The 16178-nt window shown below is 70.7% G+C and carries 14 protein-coding genes; 7 read left to right on the forward strand and 7 right to left on the reverse strand.

Annotated elements, in window-relative coordinates; translation table 11 throughout:
- Complete coding sequence (locus tag ACH4RG_RS24345) at positions 1 to 2745, reverse strand: penicillin acylase family protein (RefSeq protein WP_397920923.1); 2745 nt, start codon at positions 2743 to 2745, stop codon at positions 1 to 3.
- Between the two features lie 277 nt (positions 2746 to 3022).
- On the opposite strand from ACH4RG_RS24345, the gene ACH4RG_RS24350 reads away from it, so the two are divergent.
- The 6 genes from ACH4RG_RS24350 (at position 3023) to ACH4RG_RS24375 (ending at position 9252) form a co-directional block, all read left to right on the forward strand.
- Complete coding sequence (locus ACH4RG_RS24350; RefSeq protein WP_398540238.1) at positions 3023 to 4648, forward strand: potassium/proton antiporter; 1626 nt, start codon at positions 3023 to 3025, stop codon at positions 4646 to 4648.
- Positions 4649 to 5006: 358 nt separating this feature from the next.
- A complete protein-coding gene (locus tag ACH4RG_RS24355; RefSeq protein ID WP_397920919.1) occupies positions 5007 to 6287 on the forward strand; it encodes an MFS transporter in 1281 nt (426 codons plus the stop codon).
- 66 nt (positions 6288 to 6353) lie between these two features.
- A complete protein-coding gene (locus ACH4RG_RS24360) occupies positions 6354 to 6710 on the forward strand; it encodes an FmdB family zinc ribbon protein (protein WP_397920917.1) in 357 nt (118 codons plus the stop codon).
- A gap of 101 nt (positions 6711 to 6811) precedes the next feature.
- The gene (locus ACH4RG_RS24365) at positions 6812 to 7696 is read left to right on the forward strand and encodes an S-methyl-5'-thioadenosine phosphorylase (RefSeq protein WP_397920915.1); all 885 of its coding nucleotides are present in this window, start codon (positions 6812 to 6814) and stop codon (positions 7694 to 7696) included.
- Between the two features lie 303 nt (positions 7697 to 7999).
- On the forward strand, positions 8000 to 8596 hold the full coding sequence (locus tag ACH4RG_RS24370) for a hypothetical protein (protein WP_397920913.1): 597 nt from the start codon (positions 8000 to 8002) through the stop codon (positions 8594 to 8596).
- Positions 8597 to 8709: 113 nt separating this feature from the next.
- On the forward strand, positions 8710 to 9252 hold the full coding sequence (locus ACH4RG_RS24375; protein ID WP_397920911.1) for an MscL family protein: 543 nt from the start codon (positions 8710 to 8712) through the stop codon (positions 9250 to 9252).
- Between the two features lie 16 nt (positions 9253 to 9268).
- Here ACH4RG_RS24375 and ACH4RG_RS24380 read toward each other — a convergent pair whose 3' ends face one another.
- The 6 genes from ACH4RG_RS24380 to ACH4RG_RS24405 form a co-directional block, all read right to left on the reverse strand.
- The gene (locus ACH4RG_RS24380; protein WP_097865675.1) at positions 9269 to 9493 is read right to left on the reverse strand and encodes a hypothetical protein; all 225 of its coding nucleotides are present in this window, start codon (positions 9491 to 9493) and stop codon (positions 9269 to 9271) included.
- A 64-nt stretch (positions 9494 to 9557) separates the two neighbouring features.
- Positions 9558 to 9953: a hypothetical protein gene (locus ACH4RG_RS24385; protein ID WP_397920909.1), complete on the reverse strand. Its 396-nt coding sequence runs from the start codon at positions 9951 to 9953 to the stop codon at positions 9558 to 9560.
- On the reverse strand, positions 9950 to 10657 hold the full coding sequence (locus ACH4RG_RS24390; protein WP_398162952.1) for a ubiquinol-cytochrome c reductase iron-sulfur subunit: 708 nt from the start codon (positions 10655 to 10657) through the stop codon (positions 9950 to 9952). Before ACH4RG_RS24390 ends, ACH4RG_RS24385 begins: the two co-directional genes overlap by 4 nt.
- Positions 10654 to 11256, reverse strand: coding sequence for a 4Fe-4S dicluster domain-containing protein (locus ACH4RG_RS24395; protein WP_003968479.1), 603 nt, complete (start codon positions 11254 to 11256; stop codon positions 10654 to 10656). Before ACH4RG_RS24395 ends, ACH4RG_RS24390 begins: the two co-directional genes overlap by 4 nt.
- 6 nt (positions 11257 to 11262) lie before the next feature.
- Positions 11263 to 13590, reverse strand: a complete 2328-nt coding sequence (locus ACH4RG_RS24400; protein WP_397928411.1) for a molybdopterin oxidoreductase family protein — start codon at positions 13588 to 13590, stop codon at positions 11263 to 11265.
- On the reverse strand, positions 13587 to 14696 hold the full coding sequence (locus ACH4RG_RS24405) for an MFS transporter (protein WP_398540239.1): 1110 nt from the start codon (positions 14694 to 14696) through the stop codon (positions 13587 to 13589). The genes ACH4RG_RS24400 and ACH4RG_RS24405 overlap by 4 nt, the downstream gene beginning before the upstream one ends.
- Before the next feature lie 218 nt (positions 14697 to 14914).
- Here ACH4RG_RS24405 and ACH4RG_RS24410 point away from each other — a divergent pair, with 218 nt between their 5' ends.
- Positions 14915 to 16021, forward strand: a complete 1107-nt coding sequence (locus ACH4RG_RS24410) for a P1 family peptidase (protein WP_397920901.1) — start codon at positions 14915 to 14917, stop codon at positions 16019 to 16021.
- Positions 16022 to 16178: the final 157 nt, after the last annotated feature.

The following is a 16178-nucleotide window of genomic DNA, read 5'->3' on the forward strand; positions in this document are numbered from 1 at the left end:
CTACGGTTTCAGCGTCAGCGTGTCGACGGTGGACGCGTCGACCGCGTCCGCCCCGAAGGACCAGTCGAGCAGTTCACCGTCGACCCACTTGTCGGTCTGATCGGTGTAGTGCGCGCTGAACGCGTGCCCGGAGGCTCCGCTGAGGTTGATCCAGCGGGACTTGTCCCAGTCCCCCACGTTGACGACCATCCGCATCGACGGCACCCAGACGACCTCGTAGCCGCCCGCCGCGTTCCAGCCGGTGGCGTTGACCGCCGCCTCGCCGCCGCCGAGGTTCCAGGGGCCGCGGTTGAGCGCGCGCTGGAGCAGGCCGGGGCCTTCGGTGCCGAGGGTCTGGTTCTTCAGCGTCAGCCGGTGCAGGCGACCCCAACTCCAGGTGTTGATGTTCTTGCCGAGCTTGGAGGTCAGCTCCCAGCGGGCGTCCTCCATCGCCCGGGCGAACAGGTCGTCCCGGCTCTCCAGGGCGTCCTCGCGGCCTCGGGCGGGGGCCTTCCACCACTCGTTGTCCTGGTCGTCGACGATGTCGCGGACCACCTGGAACCAGCGGTCGCCGCCGTCCGGCTGCGCGGTGTCGCCGTCGCGCTGGCCGCACTCGCGGACGAGCTTCTTCTGCTGGTCGACCGGGCCGCTGTTCTTGGCCGGCGGCACGTTGAGGCAGTCGCCCTCGACCCGCATCTCCTTGGGCAGCTTGTTGCCGAAGGCGAGCTTCAGGATGTTGCGCCAGACGCCGTTGAAGTACGCGGCGGCGGCCGAGTCGGGTTCCTGGGTGTAGTCCCAGCCCTCCAGCAGCTTCTGGGCCTCGCGGACGCTCGGGTCGGAGATGTTGATCTTCTTCAGCTCGGGCACCAGCAGCGCGGCGATCTCGCTGAAGTTGTCCATCTGCATCTTCTGCATGTCATCGGTCGAGACCTTCTCGCCGCCCTTGATCTTCTGGGTCAGGAGGTCGTTGATCCGCTGACTGCGGGCGCCGTAGCCCCAGTCCTTGGTCAGGAGGTGGGGGTACTTCTCCTCGTCGATGACCGCCTGGTTCGCGGTGACGATGAAGCCGCGGTCCGGGTTGTACTCGTACGGCAGTTCCTCGAAGGGGATGTACCCCTCCCACGCGTACTTCGGGTCCCAGCCCGGCGCCGGCGCCGTGCCGTCGTAGCCCTCGGAGCGGACCGGGATCTTGCCGGGGGCCTGGTAGCCGATGTTGCCCTCGGTGTCGGCGTAGATGAGGTTCTGCGAGGGGACCTCGAAGTTCTCGGCGGCCTTCCGGAAGGTGGTGAAGTCCGTGGCCCGGTTGAGCGCGAAGACGGCGTCCATGGACTTGCCCGGTTCCAGCGCGGTCCACTTCAGCGCCACCGCGTAGCCGTCGGCCCGGTCCGGGGCCGCGTTGCTGACGGGGGCCTTCTGGCCGACCTTGTCCAGCTCCTTGCTGCGGTCGGAGACCAGGGGGCCGTTGTTCGTCTCGCGGACGGTGATCGTCCGGTCCCTGCCGCCGGCGACCTTGATGGTCTCCTCGCGGGTCTTGAAGGACTTGGTCTCGCCGTCGTACAGGTAGCCGTCGTCGGAGACCTTCTCCAGGAAGAGGTCGGTGACGTCGGCGCCCAGGTTGGTGAGGCCCCAGGCGATGTCCTGGTTGTGACCGATGATCACACCGGGCATGCCGGAGAAGGTGTAGCCGGCCGTGTCGTACTGGCAGGTCCTGGAGAGCTCCCGGCAGTGCAGGCCCATCTGGTACCAGAGGGAGGGCAGCATCGGCGCGAGGTGCGGGTCGTTCGCGAGCAGCGCCTTGCCGGACGTCGTGTGCTTGCCGTCGACGACCCAGGAGTTCGAACCGATGCCGTTGCCGTTCGGGCCGAGCAGCGCCGGGATCTCGTCGAGGGTGTCCGAGAGGGCGGCCATCTGGGTGCTGAGGCCCTCGGTGGCGCCCTCGGGGGTCGACGATCCGATGGTGTCCGACGGGGTCGCCTCGGGGTCGAACTTGCCGGTGACCGGAGAGATCGCGCCGTTCTCGACGATCGGCCTGTTCCGCTTGTACGGGTAGCCGGGGTACAGGTCCTCGATCTGGTCCTTGTCGAGGCGGCTGGTCAGCAGCGAACGGTCGATCTCGTCCTGCATGTTGCCGCGCAGGTCCCAGGCCATCGCCTTCAGCCAGGCCACCGAGTCGACCGGGGTCCACTCGCCGGGCTTGTAGTCGTTGGTCAACCCCAGAGCCGCGTACTCGACCGAGATGTCCCGGCCTTCCTTGCCCTTCAGATACGCGTTGACGCCCTCCGCGTACGACTGGAGGTTCTTCTTGGTGCTCTCGTCCAGGACCGTGTCGTACTCCTTCTGCGCCACCTTCCGCCAGCCGAGCGTCCGCAGGAAGGAATCGGTCTCCACCTGTCCGGAACCGAACATCTCGGAGAGCCGGCCGGACGTCATGTGCCGCCGCACGTCCATCTCCCAGAAACGGTCCTGGGCCTGGACGAAGCCCTGGGCGCGGAAGAGGTCGGCGTCGGAGTCCGCGTAGATCTGCGGGATTCCGTAGGAGTCACGTTTGACCTCGACGTCGCCGGAAAGGCCGTCGAGAGTCATCGACCCGGTGGTCTGCGGGTACGAGGCCCGCACCGTGGAGACGGACCAGTACGCCCCGTATCCGACACCCGCGACGAGCGCCAGCACCAGGACGAGCACGAGCAGGCGGGCGCGTCGCCCCTTCTTCCTGCCGGGCTTCTTCGCGTCGGAAGGTCCGGAAGAGGCGGTTGTGTTGGCGGGCATCGCTGTCCTTCGAGGGGCAGGGTGGTCCTGGGAGTGCAGGAGCAACCATAGGCGCAGCGGAGAAGCCACTCGGACGCGGTATAGGGATGCATCCATTTGCGTCTTCCTCGTACGAACACTCGAAGCCGTCAAGGAATCGTTAAAGATTAGGTAAGGTAACGAAGTAACTGGCTGCCGGAGGACGATCCGGCAGGCGCACGCAGGGAAGGAACGGACCCTGACTGTCCACGCGCTCAACGAACTCCTGCTCGTCTGCTCGCTCGTCCTGCTCGTCGCCGTGGTGGCGGTACGGATCTCCTCGCGCAGCGGGCTCCCCAGCCTGCTCCTGTATCTCGGCATCGGGATCGCCCTGGGGCAGGACGGCATCTTCGACGTCAAGTTCGACAACGCCGAGCTGACGCAGGTCTTCGGCTACGCCGCACTGGTCGTCATCCTGGCCGAGGGGGGACTCGGGGCGAAGTGGAAAGAAGTCAGACCCGTCCTGCCCGCGGCCGCGGTGATCTCGACCGTCGGCGTCGGCATCAGCGTGAGCATCACCGCCGCCGCCGCGCACTACCTGGTCGGCCTGGACTGGCGCCAGGCCCTCATCATCGGCGCGGTCGTCTCCTCGACCGACGCGGCGGCCGTCTTCTCCGTACTGCGCAAGGTGCCCCTGCCGCCCCGGATCAACGGGGTCCTGGAGGCCGAGTCGGGGTTCAACGACGCTCCCGTCGTCATCCTGGTCGTCGCGTTCTCCGCGGCCGGCCCGGTCGAGCACTGGTACGTCCTGGTCGCGGAGATCGCCATGGAGCTGGCCATCGGCGCCGCGATCGGCATCGCGGTGGGCTGGCTGGGGTCCCTGGGGCTGCGGCACGTGGCGCTGCCCGCCTCCGGCCTCTACCCGATCGCCGTGATGGCCATCGCCGTCTCCGCGTACGCGGCGGGCGCCATGGCCCACGGCAGCGGGTTCCTCGCCGTCTACCTGGCCGCGATGATCCTCGGCAACTCCAAGCTGCCGCACTGGCCCGCCACCCGGGGCTTCGCCGACGGGCTCGGCTGGCTGGCCCAGATCGGCATGTTCGTGCTGCTCGGCCTGCTCGTCACCCCGCACGACCTGGTCGACGACTTCTGGCCCGCCATCGTCGTGGGTCTGGTGCTGACCATGGTGGCGCGACCGTTGTCGGTCTTCCTGAGCCTCGCGCCGTTCCGGCTGCCGGCCCGCGAGAAGATCCTGATGTCCTGGGCCGGGCTGCGCGGAGCGGTGCCCATCGTCCTGGCGACCATTCCGATGGTGTCCGGAGTGGAGGGCAGTACGAGAATCTTCAACATCGTGTTCGTCCTGGTCATCGTCTACACCCTGATCCAGGGCCCGACGCTGCCCTGGGTCGCCAACAAACTGAACATCGCGGACGATCCGGCCGAGGCCGCCGACCTGGGCATCGAGTCGGCCCCGCTGGAGCGGCTGCGCGGACACCTGCTGTCAGTAGCCATCCCCACGAAGTCCAAGATGCACGGCGTCGAGGTCAGCGAGCTCCGGCTCCCGGCGGGTGCCGCGGTCACCCTGGTGGTCCGTGAGGGCAAGAGCTTCGTGCCGTCCCCGGCGACGGTGCTGCGGCGCGGGGACGAACTGCTGGTGGTGGCCACCGATCCGGTGCGCGACAGGGCCGAGGAACGGCTGCGGGCCGTCGGTGAGGGCGGCAAACTGGCCGGCTGGCTGGGCACGGGCAGACTCCCCGCTGCCGGCGCGCCCGGCACGGCGGGACCCCATGGCGGTTCAGCCATCCCCCAGGCGATGAAGCTGGCCAAGAAGCTCGGCGGTGCCGGTGCCAGCGCCAACGCCAACGGCAGCGGCAGCGGCAGCGGGAATGGAAGTGGACGTGGAAGTGGAAGCGTGAACGGCAGCGGCACGAAGACCAGCTCCTGAGGCTGCTCCCTGGAGCCTCCTGAGGCCCCCTGAGGCGATGACTCAGGTAATCCGCAGCGCACGCGTCGCAGATCACAGGCCGATACGGAAGCCCTGGACGCAATCACAGGCACACAGGGCTTCCTACCTGTACGATTAAGGGCAAACCTGATCGACCAACTCTGTCTGAAGCAGAGCTGGCGCGACCGTATGGCGGTCGTGGTGTCTCTTCGCCCGGCGTTTCTTCGCCGATTGCAGCGAGTCGCCCGGCATCTACCGCAGTTCCGCGCGAAGAGGACAGCTCTCGGCCGCTTCCGTCCGGCCCGCCCCACAAGGGCGCCGGGAAGCAGGGCCACCAGGCGGCAGAAAGGCAAGGACCGTGGCGACCACGGTCTCCGACCGCCCCGGATACGGGCAACTCCTGCGCACCCCCGGTGCGTGGACCTTCCTCCTCCCGGGCTTCGCCGCACGGCAGCCCTTCGCGATGCTCACCATCGGCATCGTCCTCCTCGTGCAGCACACCACCGGCTCGTACGGCAGCGCGGGCGCCGTCGCGGCGGTCTCCGGCGTCTCCATGGCGCTGTTCGCCCCGCAGAGCGGCAAGCTCGCCGACCGCTTCGGTCAGCGCGCCGTCCTGCTGCCCGGGGTGCTCCTCCACGCCGTCTCCGTGAGCGCCCTGACCGTACTGGCGCTGACGGACGCGCCCCTGTGGGCGCTGTTCGTCGCCGCCGTGCCGACCGGCGCCTCCATCCCGCAGATCGGCCCCATGGTGCGGGCCCGCTGGGCGGCGATGCTGGGGGCGACCCCCGACCGGCCCGCCTCTCCGCTGATGTCCACCGCGGCCGCGTTCGAGTCGGTGACGGACGAGTTCACGTTCGTACTCGGCCCGGTGATCGCCACCGCGCTCTGCACCGGCGTGCACCCGGCGGCCGGTCTGATCACGGAAGCCGCCCTGACCCTGGTCGGCGGCCTGTTCTTCGCCGCGCAGCGCGCCACCCAGCCCGCCCCTCGCAACGCCGCCACCGCGGCCGAACCGCACGCCTCGGCGCTCTCCGTGCCGGGTGTACGCGTCCTGGCCGTCGCCTTCCTGGGCATCGGCGCGGTCTTCGGCGGGATGCAGGTCTCGCTGACCGCGTTCTCCGAGGAGATCGGTCACCCCGGAGTGAACGGTGTCCTCTACGGAGTCTTCGCGGCGGGCAACATGCTGGCCGGCATCGCCTGCGGCGCCATCGCCTGGAAGAGCAGCCCGCGCCGACGGCTGATCGTCGGATACGTGGCGCTGACCCTCACCGCGTCCGGCCTGTGGGCCGTGCACTCGGTGCCGCTGCTGGCCGGGCTCGGCCTGCTGGTCGGCCTGTGCATCGCTCCGGCGCTGATCAGCGGCTACACCCTGGTCGACGCGCTGGTGCCCGCCACCGCCCGCACCGAGGCCTTCACCTGGCTGACGGGCGCCGTGGCACTCGGCCAGGCCGCGGCCGTGACCGTGGCGGGGCAACTCGCCGACGCCCATGGCGCGAGCACCGGTTTCCTGGTGCCTCTGGCCGGAACCGTGCTGGCGCTGATGACCCTGCTGGCCCTGCGTTCGCGGCTGACTCCGAGGTCATCGGGGCACACCGTCGCACGTGCGATCGGTCACCGCGAGCCGGTCACGGTGGACTGATTCGACGGAATACGTCAGTATGGAGCGTCGTTAGCACTCATTGAGTGAGAGTGCCAGGAGGAGCAAGTGCCGACCTACCAGTATCAGTGCACCGAGTGCGGCGAGGGCCTCGAGGCGGTGCAGAAGTTCACCGATGATGCCCTGACCGTGTGCCCGAGCTGCGACGGACGCCTCAAGAAGGTGTTCTCCGCGGTCGGCATCGTCTTCAAGGGTTCCGGTTTCTACCGGAACGACAGCCGCGGCTCCTCGTCGAGCAGCACGCCGGCGCCGGCGACCTCGAAGTCGTCCGACTCCGCGTCGTCCTCTTCGTCGTCGGGTTCGGACACGAAGGCGAGCGCGACAGCGTCGTCGTCCTCTTCGTCCGGCTCCTCCTCGTCGTCGGCCTCCGCGCCGGCCTCGTCGAGCGGTACGTCGGCCGCCTGAGCCCGCGTACGCCCCGTCTGCTTTCACCGGACCCCGCCGAGGCCACTCGGCGGGGTCCGGGCGTTCGTCCCGGGAATCGCTCCTCCGGATACGGTGACCGCATGGCGAACGCACTTGACGAAACGGGCTCCGGTACGGGTACGGCGGGTACCGGGAGCTCCGCGGAGATCGGTGTCATCGGCGGCTCGGGCTTCTACTCCTTCCTGGAGGACGTCACCGAGGTCTCCGTGGACACCCCTTACGGGAAGCCGAGCGACTCGGTCTTCCTCGGTGAGCTCGGCGGTCGGCGGGTGGCCTTCCTGCCCCGCCACGGACGCGGCCACCACCTGCCGCCGCACCGCATCAACTACCGGGCCAACCTGTGGGCGCTGCGCTCCGTCGGGGTCCGGCAGGTGCTCGGCCCGTGCGCGGTGGGCGGGCTGCGGCCGGAGTACGGGCCGGGCACCCTGCTCGTCCCCGACCAGCTGGTGGACCGCACGAAGGCCCGCGTGCAGACCTTTTACGACGGTGAGACCCGGGCCGACGGAACCGTGCCGAACGTCGTCCACCTGGGTTTCGCCGACCCGTACTGCCCCGAGGGGCGCAAGGCCGCGCTCACCGCGGCTCGCGGACGCGACTGGGAGCCGGTGGACGGCGGCACCCTGGTGGTCGTGGAGGGCCCCCGCTTCTCGACCCGTGCGGAATCGCGCTGGCACGCGGCGATGGGCTGGTCGGTCGTGGGCATGACCGGGCACCCCGAAGCGGTCCTCGCCCGTGAGCTGGGCCTCTGCTACACGACGATGACCCTGGTGACCGACCTGGACGCGGGGGCCGAGGCGGGCGAGGGCGTCTCCCACGAGGAGGTGCTCCAGGTGTTCGCGGCCAACGTGGACCGGCTGCGCTCGGTGCTGTTCGACGCGGTGGCCGGGCTGCCGAGGAGCGAGAGCCGCAACTGCACGTGCGCCCACGCCCTGGACGGGATCGACACGGGGATCGCTCTGCCGTAGCGTGCATCGCCGTCGCTCGGGCAGGGCGGACCGCGCCGGAACGGGTGACGGAGTTATCCCCAGCGCGAGGACTGTCCACAGGCCTCAGCGGGATCTGCGGGGGCGGGGGAAAGTGAGGGGAGTTCGGCCGGGTCAACCGGTCCGGACTCCCCTTTCGCGTTCCCTTCCCTTGCCCTCGTCCGCCCGAATCGAGGTGGTGACATGTCCACGCCCCCGTGCACGTCCGCATCCGCGTCCCTGTCCACATCCGCGTCCCCGCTCGCATCCCTATCCGCTCCCGCTCCCGCTCCCGCTCCCGGGTCCATGCCTCCTTACCCGTCTCGGTCCCCTTCGCCGTCTCGGTCCCCGTCCCGCTGCCCGGCTCCGCCTCCGGCGCCGGTGCCCGCCCCGTGCGGGGTGGGGCCGTTCGGGCCCCTGCGCGTGCGGGGCGGTGGCGCGGACCGGCTGCGCCGGATGCTGCGCCGACAGCGGCGGGCGGCGGCTGCGGGGCTCGCGCTGGCGGGTGCCGCGCTGGCCACCACCGGTCTGAGTGGTGCCGACGGAGAGGCCGGCCCACCGGAGGCTCCGCCGGGGGCCGGCAGGTCGTCCGTGCGGCTGGTCTCCGCGCCGGTCAGGATCGCGGACCCGGAGACCGTACGGCTGCTGCGCCCCGGGGACCGGGTCGATGTGATCGCGGTCGGTGATCCCGGCGACGACGCGCGCGTGGTGGCGCGAGGGGTGCGCGTGGCGAAGGTGCCGCACGCGACCGCAGGATCCGGCGGTCGGGCGGCGGACGTCTCCGGCGCCGGGGCGGCGGCCGGGGCGCTGGTGGTGCTGTCCGTGGAGCGGTCGACGGCCACGGCGCTGCTGGGCGCGGGGGTTTCGGGTCGGCTGGCCGTGGCGGTGGCCGATGCGAACTGACGTCTCCTCACGTCACCCGGGAGAACCAGCGGGTTGGACAGTGCTGCCTTCGCCCGCCTTAGGTGGCGGAGCAGTTTGCTCCCCTCACCGCCCATGCGAAGGAAGGCTCACCCGTGAGCGAGAAGAAGGTCAGTCTGTTGGAGGGCTTCAAGGTCTTCCTGACGCGCGGCAATGTGATCGACCTCGCGGTGGCTGTCGTCATCGGCGCCGCGTTCACCAACATCGTGAACGCTGTCGTCAAGGGCGTCATCAACCCCCTGGTCGGTGCGTTCGGCACCCAGGACCTGGACAGCTACAGCTCCTGCCTCCAGGGTCCCTGCACCACGGACCCGAAGACGGGAGAGATGGACGGGATCGAGATCCTGTGGGGATCGGTGCTCAGCGCCGCCCTCAGCTTCCTGATCACCGCGGCCGTCGTGTACTTCCTGATGGTGCTGCCGATGGCCAAGTACCTGGCCAGGCGGGCGGCCATGCAGGCCGCCAAGGAAGGCGTGCAGGAGACGATGGAGGTGAGCGAGCTGGAGGTGCTGAAGGAGATCCGCGACGCCCTCGTGGCGCAGCGCACGGGTGGGGCACCCGGCTTCACCGGACCGGGCTCGGGCGAAGGCCCGGACGGAACGGGCGGGGCAGCCCCAGGCCCGCGCCAGGACCGGTAGTCCTCCGGGCCATCGCTCAGATGTGGTGGGGCGGCTTCTCGTCCAGGAAGCGCGCGAGGTCGGCGGCGCTGCCGCCGGAGAGAGGCCGCTCGCCCCACCCCTGGTCCGTATCGTCCGCGGACTGCCGGTCCAGCGGATCGTCGAAGTCCAGAACCGGCTTGGGCTTCGGTTCCTCGTGCGGCTGCTCCTGTGGCTGCTGCTGCTTCGCATCGCGCGGGCTGGGGGCGGGGGCGGCGCTCATGTCTCCAGGGTACGGCGGCTCACCACGAGGTGTGAGCCGCCGCCGTGGAGCCGGGCGGCAGGTGTCAGCGGTCCTTCGGGTCGATGAGCCACAGGCCCAGCACGACGAGGAACGACAGGCCGAGGAAGCCGGCCCCCCACCAGGCCGTGCCGGTGTTGCCCTCCATCCACTCGTCGATCAGGACCGTCAGTCCCCAGAGCTGGCCGATGACGACGGTCATGGCCAGGGTGAGCCGGGCGGTCAGCTTCGACGAGCGCTCGGGGTCCTGGTCGGCGCCCGCTCCGGGCCCGGGGCCGGTGTGCCGGACGCGGGGGTCCCCGTATCCGCTGGTGGGGCGGATCTGCGGATACCTCTCGTGGACGGGCCGGTTCAGGTCGGGAACGGCGCTGCCGGGGTGGTACGTGGGGTAGTGGCTGCCGGGGGGCGGCAGCGGCTGTTCGGGGTGCGGGGTGTCGCTCATGCCCGCCTGCCCGGGTTCTCGGCGGTGGCGGAGGGCTCGCGCGCACCGGCGGTCCGGGGCGGGGATTCGGCTCCGCCGCCGATGTCGGGGCAGCCGATGCGGGAGGCGAGGTCGGGGCGGTCGCCGCCGAGCCGGCGGCAGAGGCCTTCCTCGATGCTCTCGCCGGAGCGGGTGGTCCCGACGGCCCAGATGCTGCCGTCGTCCTGCTCGATGACCACGACCTTGGGCAGCCCGCGGGGTGGCGGCCCTGCCGTGACCTCTCCGGACCGGGCGTCGAAGACTCCTTCGTGGCACGGGCAGTACAGCTCGCCCTCGCTCCCCCGGTCCTTGCGCCAGAGCACGGCGCAGGCGAGGTGGGTGCAGACGGCGGAGTAGCCGACGAGAGCGCCGTCGTCGAGGCGGACGGCGACGGCCCGGTCCTCCTCGCCCGGGTAGCGGAAGGCGATCGACTCGCCGGGCAGGAGTCGCCCGGCGATGCGCTTGGCCTCGGGGGCCTTGCCCTCCTCGCCGTCGCCGTGGCGGTGGAGCATGCCCGCGGCCACCCCGACGCCGCCGACGGCGAGGCCGCCGGAGACGGTGGTGACGATGCGGAGGTAGTCGCGCCGGGTGGTGAGGGAGTCGGCGGCGATCCGGTCCCGGAGGGCCTCGCGCGGGTCTCCCCCGGCAGGGCGCTCTCCGCCCGGCCGCTGATCGGTGACGCTCATCGGCGGACGTCCTTCCCGTTGATCTCGACGACGGGAAGCCCGCCGGGTACCGGCCACTGAACCCGTTCCGCGGGGACGACCATGGCCACACCGGTGCGGACCTCGGTCTCGCCGAAGACGAAGGTGTCGGCGACCTGGACGCCGGGGCGCTCCGCCTGGAGCTCCTCGACGGTTCCGTAGAAGAGAGCTCCGGTCGGGCAGACGGTGGCGCACATCGGGGCGAGACCGTAGGCGGTGCGGTCGTAGCAGAGGTTGCACTTCATCTGCAGTTTCGCCTGGAGGTCGATCTTCGGTACGCCGAAGGGGCAGGCGTTGACGCAGTTGGAGCAGCCGATGCAGCGGGTGGTGTCGGCCTGCTGCACGACACCGTCGGCGGTCACCAGGATCGCGTCGGCGGGACAGACCTCGGCGCACGGGGCGACCGGGTCCTCGCAGTGCATGCAGACGGTGGGAAGGGAGGCGACGGAGTGACCCTCGTCGGTGTAGTCGAGGTGGATCATCGATGTGCCGCGGTGCGAGTCGCACTCGCGGCAGGCGGAGACACAGGCCTGGCAGCCGATGCAGCGCCCCGGGTCGATGAAGATCGTTCTGCCCATCATGGGGCTTCAGCTCCTCTCCGAGGTGCCACGGCCCTGAGGGGCCGTGGGAGGCAGCGGGTCGGTACGGGAGACCTGGGTCTCCGGGTAGGCGACATGGCCGGGAGCGACCGGCGGGGCGGGGACCTCGTCGATCCGCTCGGCGTGCTCGACGCGGCAGGCGCACACCTTGTACTCGGGGATCTTGGACCGGGGGTCGAGGGCGTCGATGGTGAGGGCGTTGGCCGCGGTGGGGACGGGCCAGTGGTAGGGGATGAACACGGTGTCGGGGCGGATCGCCTCGGTGACCAGCGCGGGGAAGACCTCGCTGCCTCGCCGGGTGACGACGCGGACGGGCTCGCCGTTGCGGAAGCCGTGCGAGGGGTGGAGCTCGGCCCAGGGTCGCGGGGTCTGTTCGACGAGGGCGCCGAGCCTGCGGGTCTGGTTGCCGGAGAGGAAGTGGGCGACGGTGCGGCCGGTGGTGAGCGACATGGGGTGCTCGTCGTCGTACGGGTCCATCGGCGGGTGCCATTCGACGACCTGGAGGTGGATCTTGCCGTCGGGGTGGTAGGTCTTCCCGTCCTCGAAGAGGCGCGGGGTGCCGGGATGGTCGGTGGTCGGGCAGGGCCAGGCGATGCCGCCGGTCTCCTCCAGACGTTCGTAGGTGATGCCGTAGTAGTCGTTGACGGTGCCGGCGGAGGCGACGCGCAGCTCGTCGAAGACCGACCGGGAGTCGGGGAAGTCGAATTTGCCGCCGGCCCCGAGCCGTCGGGCGAGTTCGCACATCACCCAGGTATCGGTGCGAACGCCGGGTGGCGGGTCCTGGGCCTTGTTGTGCTTGACCACGCGGGCTTCCGCGTTGGCCATCACTCCTTCGTCCTCGGCCCAGGTGGTGACAGGGAAGACGACATGGGCGTTGGCCGCGGTCTCGGAGAGGAAGAAGTCGAATTGCGCGTGGAACTCGGTGGTGTCGTACCCCTCCTTGACCACCCGGTAGTTGGGCAGGGAGACGAAGGGGTTGTTGCAGATGCCGATGAGGCCACGGATCTCGCGGCGCTGCATCTGCCAGACCATTTCCATCATGGAGGTCCCGGCGGGCGGGAGCTCGGACTCCTCGATACCCCAGATCTCGCAGATCTGGCGGCGGTGCTCCTCGTTCATGATGGAGCGTCCGCCGGGGAGGAGGTCGGACTTCTGGCCGTGCTCGCGGCCGCCCTGCCCGTTGCCCTGGCCGGTGATGGTGCCGTAGCCGGCGCCGGGTCTGCCGATGTGGCCGGTGGCGGTGCAGAGGTTGATCACGGTGAGGCAGTTCTCGACGCCCTGCGAGTGGTGCTCGATGCCCCGGGCGTGCCAGGCCATGGCCTTGGGCGCGCGGGCGAAGGTCCGGGCCACCTGGACGATCTGCTCGGCGGGGATCCCGCAGATCGCGGCGGCACGGGAGGGCGGGTATTCGGCGGCCTTGGCCTTGACCTCCTCCCAACCGGTGGCGTGGGCCGCGAGGTAGTTCTCGTCGGTGAGCCCTTCCTCGATGACGACGTGCAGGACGGAGGTGAAGAAGGCGGAGTCGGTGCCGGGCCTGAGGGCGACGTGGATGTCGGCGGTCCGGGCGATGGCGGTCTCGCGCGGGTCGATGACGATGAGGCTGGCCCCGCGGTCCCGGGCCCCCCAGACGTACTGGGTCATCACGGGGAAGCACTCGCCGACGTTGGAGCCCGCGATGAGCAGGCAGTCGGTGAGGAGGATGTCGGAGAAGGGGTTGCCGGCCCGGTCGATGCCGAAGGCGAGCTTGTTGGCGCCCGCGGCGCTGACCATGCAGAGTCGCCCGTTGTAGTCCACGTGCCGGGTCTTGAGCGCGACCCGGGCGAACTTGCCCACCAGATAGGTCTTCTCGGAGAACAGGCTGGCCCCGCCGAGGAGCCCGAAGGCGTCGTTGCCGTGAGCCTGCTGGATGCGCCTGATCTCGGAGACGGTGAAGTCGAGCGCCTCCTCCCAGGAGACCTCGCGGAACTCCTCGTCGCGGGAGCGGCGCATCAGCGGGGCGGTCAACCGGTCGGGGTGGTTGACCTGCTGGTAGGCGTTGATGCCCTTGGGGCAGAGCCGCATCCGGTTGATGTCGTGGTTGCGGGGTTCGACACCGAAGACCTTGCCGCCGCGGTCCACGCGCAGATACATCCCGCACTGGACACCGCAGAAGCAGCAGTGGGTCGGCACGAGCGTCTCGCCGTTCTGGTCGGCGTGCCACTGGTCGGCCGGGATGCCGCCCGCGTCCCGGAAGGCGCGGGTGCCGGGAGGGGTGAGGGAGGGGTCCAGGGGGATGAACGTACGCCGTTCGGAAGCAGCTCGCGGATCCGCGGTCACTTGAAGCCCTTCTTCACATGGGAGAGATAGGCGCTGCCGCGCAGCACCCGCTTGCAGCGCGGGCAGTATTCGGCCCAGGAGTCGAAGTCGAGCCGGAGGTCGCGCATGGTGCCGCGCAGGTTCTCGACGTAGGGGCCGGTGTCGATGGGCTCCTCGCAGCGGCGGCAGGCGAACACCTCGTCGTCCTGGCGGCCGGTGTACTTGAACAGCTGCATGCCGACCGCGGCGGGTCGCTGGACGATGTGGAAGAACTTGCCGAACGGGATGTAGATGAGGGTGAAGACGACCGACGCCATGTGCAGGATCGCGAGGAACTGGTAGCCGCCGCCGTGCAGGAAGATCGAGGAGAAGGTGAGCAGCAGCCCCGTCACGGAGATGACGATGAGCGCGATCAGCGGCACCAGGTCGTAGGCGAAGCGCTGGCCGGTGGCGGCGCCGCGGTCCTTCATACGGCGCCACAGGAAGTACGAGGCACCGGGGATGACGAGGACGGCGGCGATGTCCAGGCCGTGGAACATCAGCCAGCCGAGGACGTTGAGCGAGTCGAATCCGAGGATCTTGAAGCCCCAGATCCGCATCTCGTAGCCGGGTCCCGCTCCGCTTCCGGAAGTGAAGGTGAACCAGCCCCAGGTGAGCGGGAAGGTGATGAGGGCGGCGAGGACGCAGCCCCAGAAGATCAGCTGGTGGGCGGCCCAACGGGCGTGGGAGCGGGCGCCGAGGAACTTCTGGAAGCCCAGATAGGTCGCGATCATCTTCGGCAGGGCGGTGGGGGCCCTGCGGAAGTTGTCCAGGGAGAAGAGGCTGCGCCAGCCCTGTTGGAAAAGGCGCCGGGCCCCGGGGGCGGAGATCCAGACGGTGTACCGGTAGGCGACGCCGAAAGCGAGGAAGACCGTGGCCACGGCATAAGGGAGGAGAGCCGAGTCGAAGGTGCGGAGCATACGGCTGCCGAGCACGATCGCGAGGATCAGCAGGGCGGAGACCACCACGCCGACGAGCGTCGCCCGGGCGGTGACGGACCGGGGTCCGGTAGCGGAGGGAGACGTGGCCGAAGGTCCGCCAGGGACGTCGGGCTCGGCTGCTGCGGTGGCTTCTGAGGGCTCGGTCACCTGGCCACCGTAGGACTATTTGGGTTGATTGAACCCGTTTTGGTGGGTGAGAGGGAGAGAGGTCGCCCGGACAGTCGCAAGGGTCGCCTTGCCCGGGGCGGGGCGCTTCGGGGTCACCGCGCCCCGCTCGCCGGTACGTTCGCAGCACATCGGCTTACGTTCGCAGCACATCGGTTCGCACTCCCGCGAGCCCCGAAGCCGACCGGAGGAGCCGCACGATGAACCCCGTGAACCCCGAGGACGACGCCGAGGACCCCGGGGCCGGGGCCGCCGGGTACCCGATTCCGCTGGACGCGCTGACCGATGTGGCCGGAATCCGCGTCGGTCACGCCGAAGTCGCCGGTGCGGGCGCGTTGAGCGGAACGACCGTCGTCCTGGCGCCCGAGGGCGGGGCCGTGGCCGCCGTGGACGTACGGGGCGGCGGACCGGGCACCCGGGAGACGGACGCGTTGGACCCGCGCAATCTGGTGCAGCGGGTCGACGCCGTCGTCCTCACGGGCGGCAGCGCGTACGGGCTCGACGCCGCGTCCGGCGTGATGGCCTGGCTGGAGGAGCGGGGCCGGGGCGTCCGGGTCGGCCCCGGACCCACCCAGGTGGTACCGGTCGTTCCGGCCGCCGCCCTCTTCGACCTCGGCCGGGGCGGCGACTGGCGGGCCCGCCCCGACGCGTCGACCGGCCGCGCCGCGGTGGAGGCCGCGGCAGCCACCGGAGCCGGGGAGCCCGTGGCCGAGGGCGGCGTGGGCGCCGGCACCGGCGCGGTGGCCGGGCAGCTCAAGGGCGGCGTCGGCACGGCGAGCACCCGCCTCACCTCCGGCGTCACGGTGGCCGCCCTCGTCGCGGTGAACGCGGCGGGCTCGGTGGTCGACCCCCGGACCGGGGTGCTGTTCGGGGAGTACGGGGCCGGGGAGCCGCCGGCCCACCCTTCGGCCGAGGTCCACGCCGCGGCGGGGCGGCGTCTCGCACGGGAGCGGGAGGCGACGGAGGCGGTCGGAGGCGGGGCCCCGCCGTTCAACACGACGATCGCGGTCGTCGCCACGGACGCGGACCTGACCCGGGCGCAGGCCCAGAAGCTGGCGGGCGCGGCACACGACGGGCTGGCCCGCGCGGTGCGCCCGGTCCATCTGCTGACCGACGGGGACACCGTGTTCACGCTGGCCACCGGGCAGGTGCGGGTGGCACCCGGGGACCCGGCCGCCGTCAACGAGATCCTGGCGGCGGGCGCCGACGTCCTGGCGCGGGCGATCGTCAAGGCCGTGCGGGCGGCCCGGAGCACCGAAGGGCCGGGCGGCAGGCTCCTCTCGTACACAGAGCTGTACGGCGGCTAACGGCACGCACGCGCACGGCGGCCGACCCAACGCGGCCGACCCAACGCAGTAGACGCCACGGCGGCCGACGCCACGAAGCTGTACGGCAGTCGGTGCCACGGCGTTCCACGGCGGCCGGTGCCACGGCGTTCCACGGCGTCGGCGGCCGGTCCGATCG

The sequence above is a fragment of the Streptomyces sp. NPDC021019 genome (genome assembly GCF_044333295.1).
Taxonomy (GTDB): Bacteria; Actinomycetota; Actinomycetes; order Streptomycetales; family Streptomycetaceae; genus Streptomyces.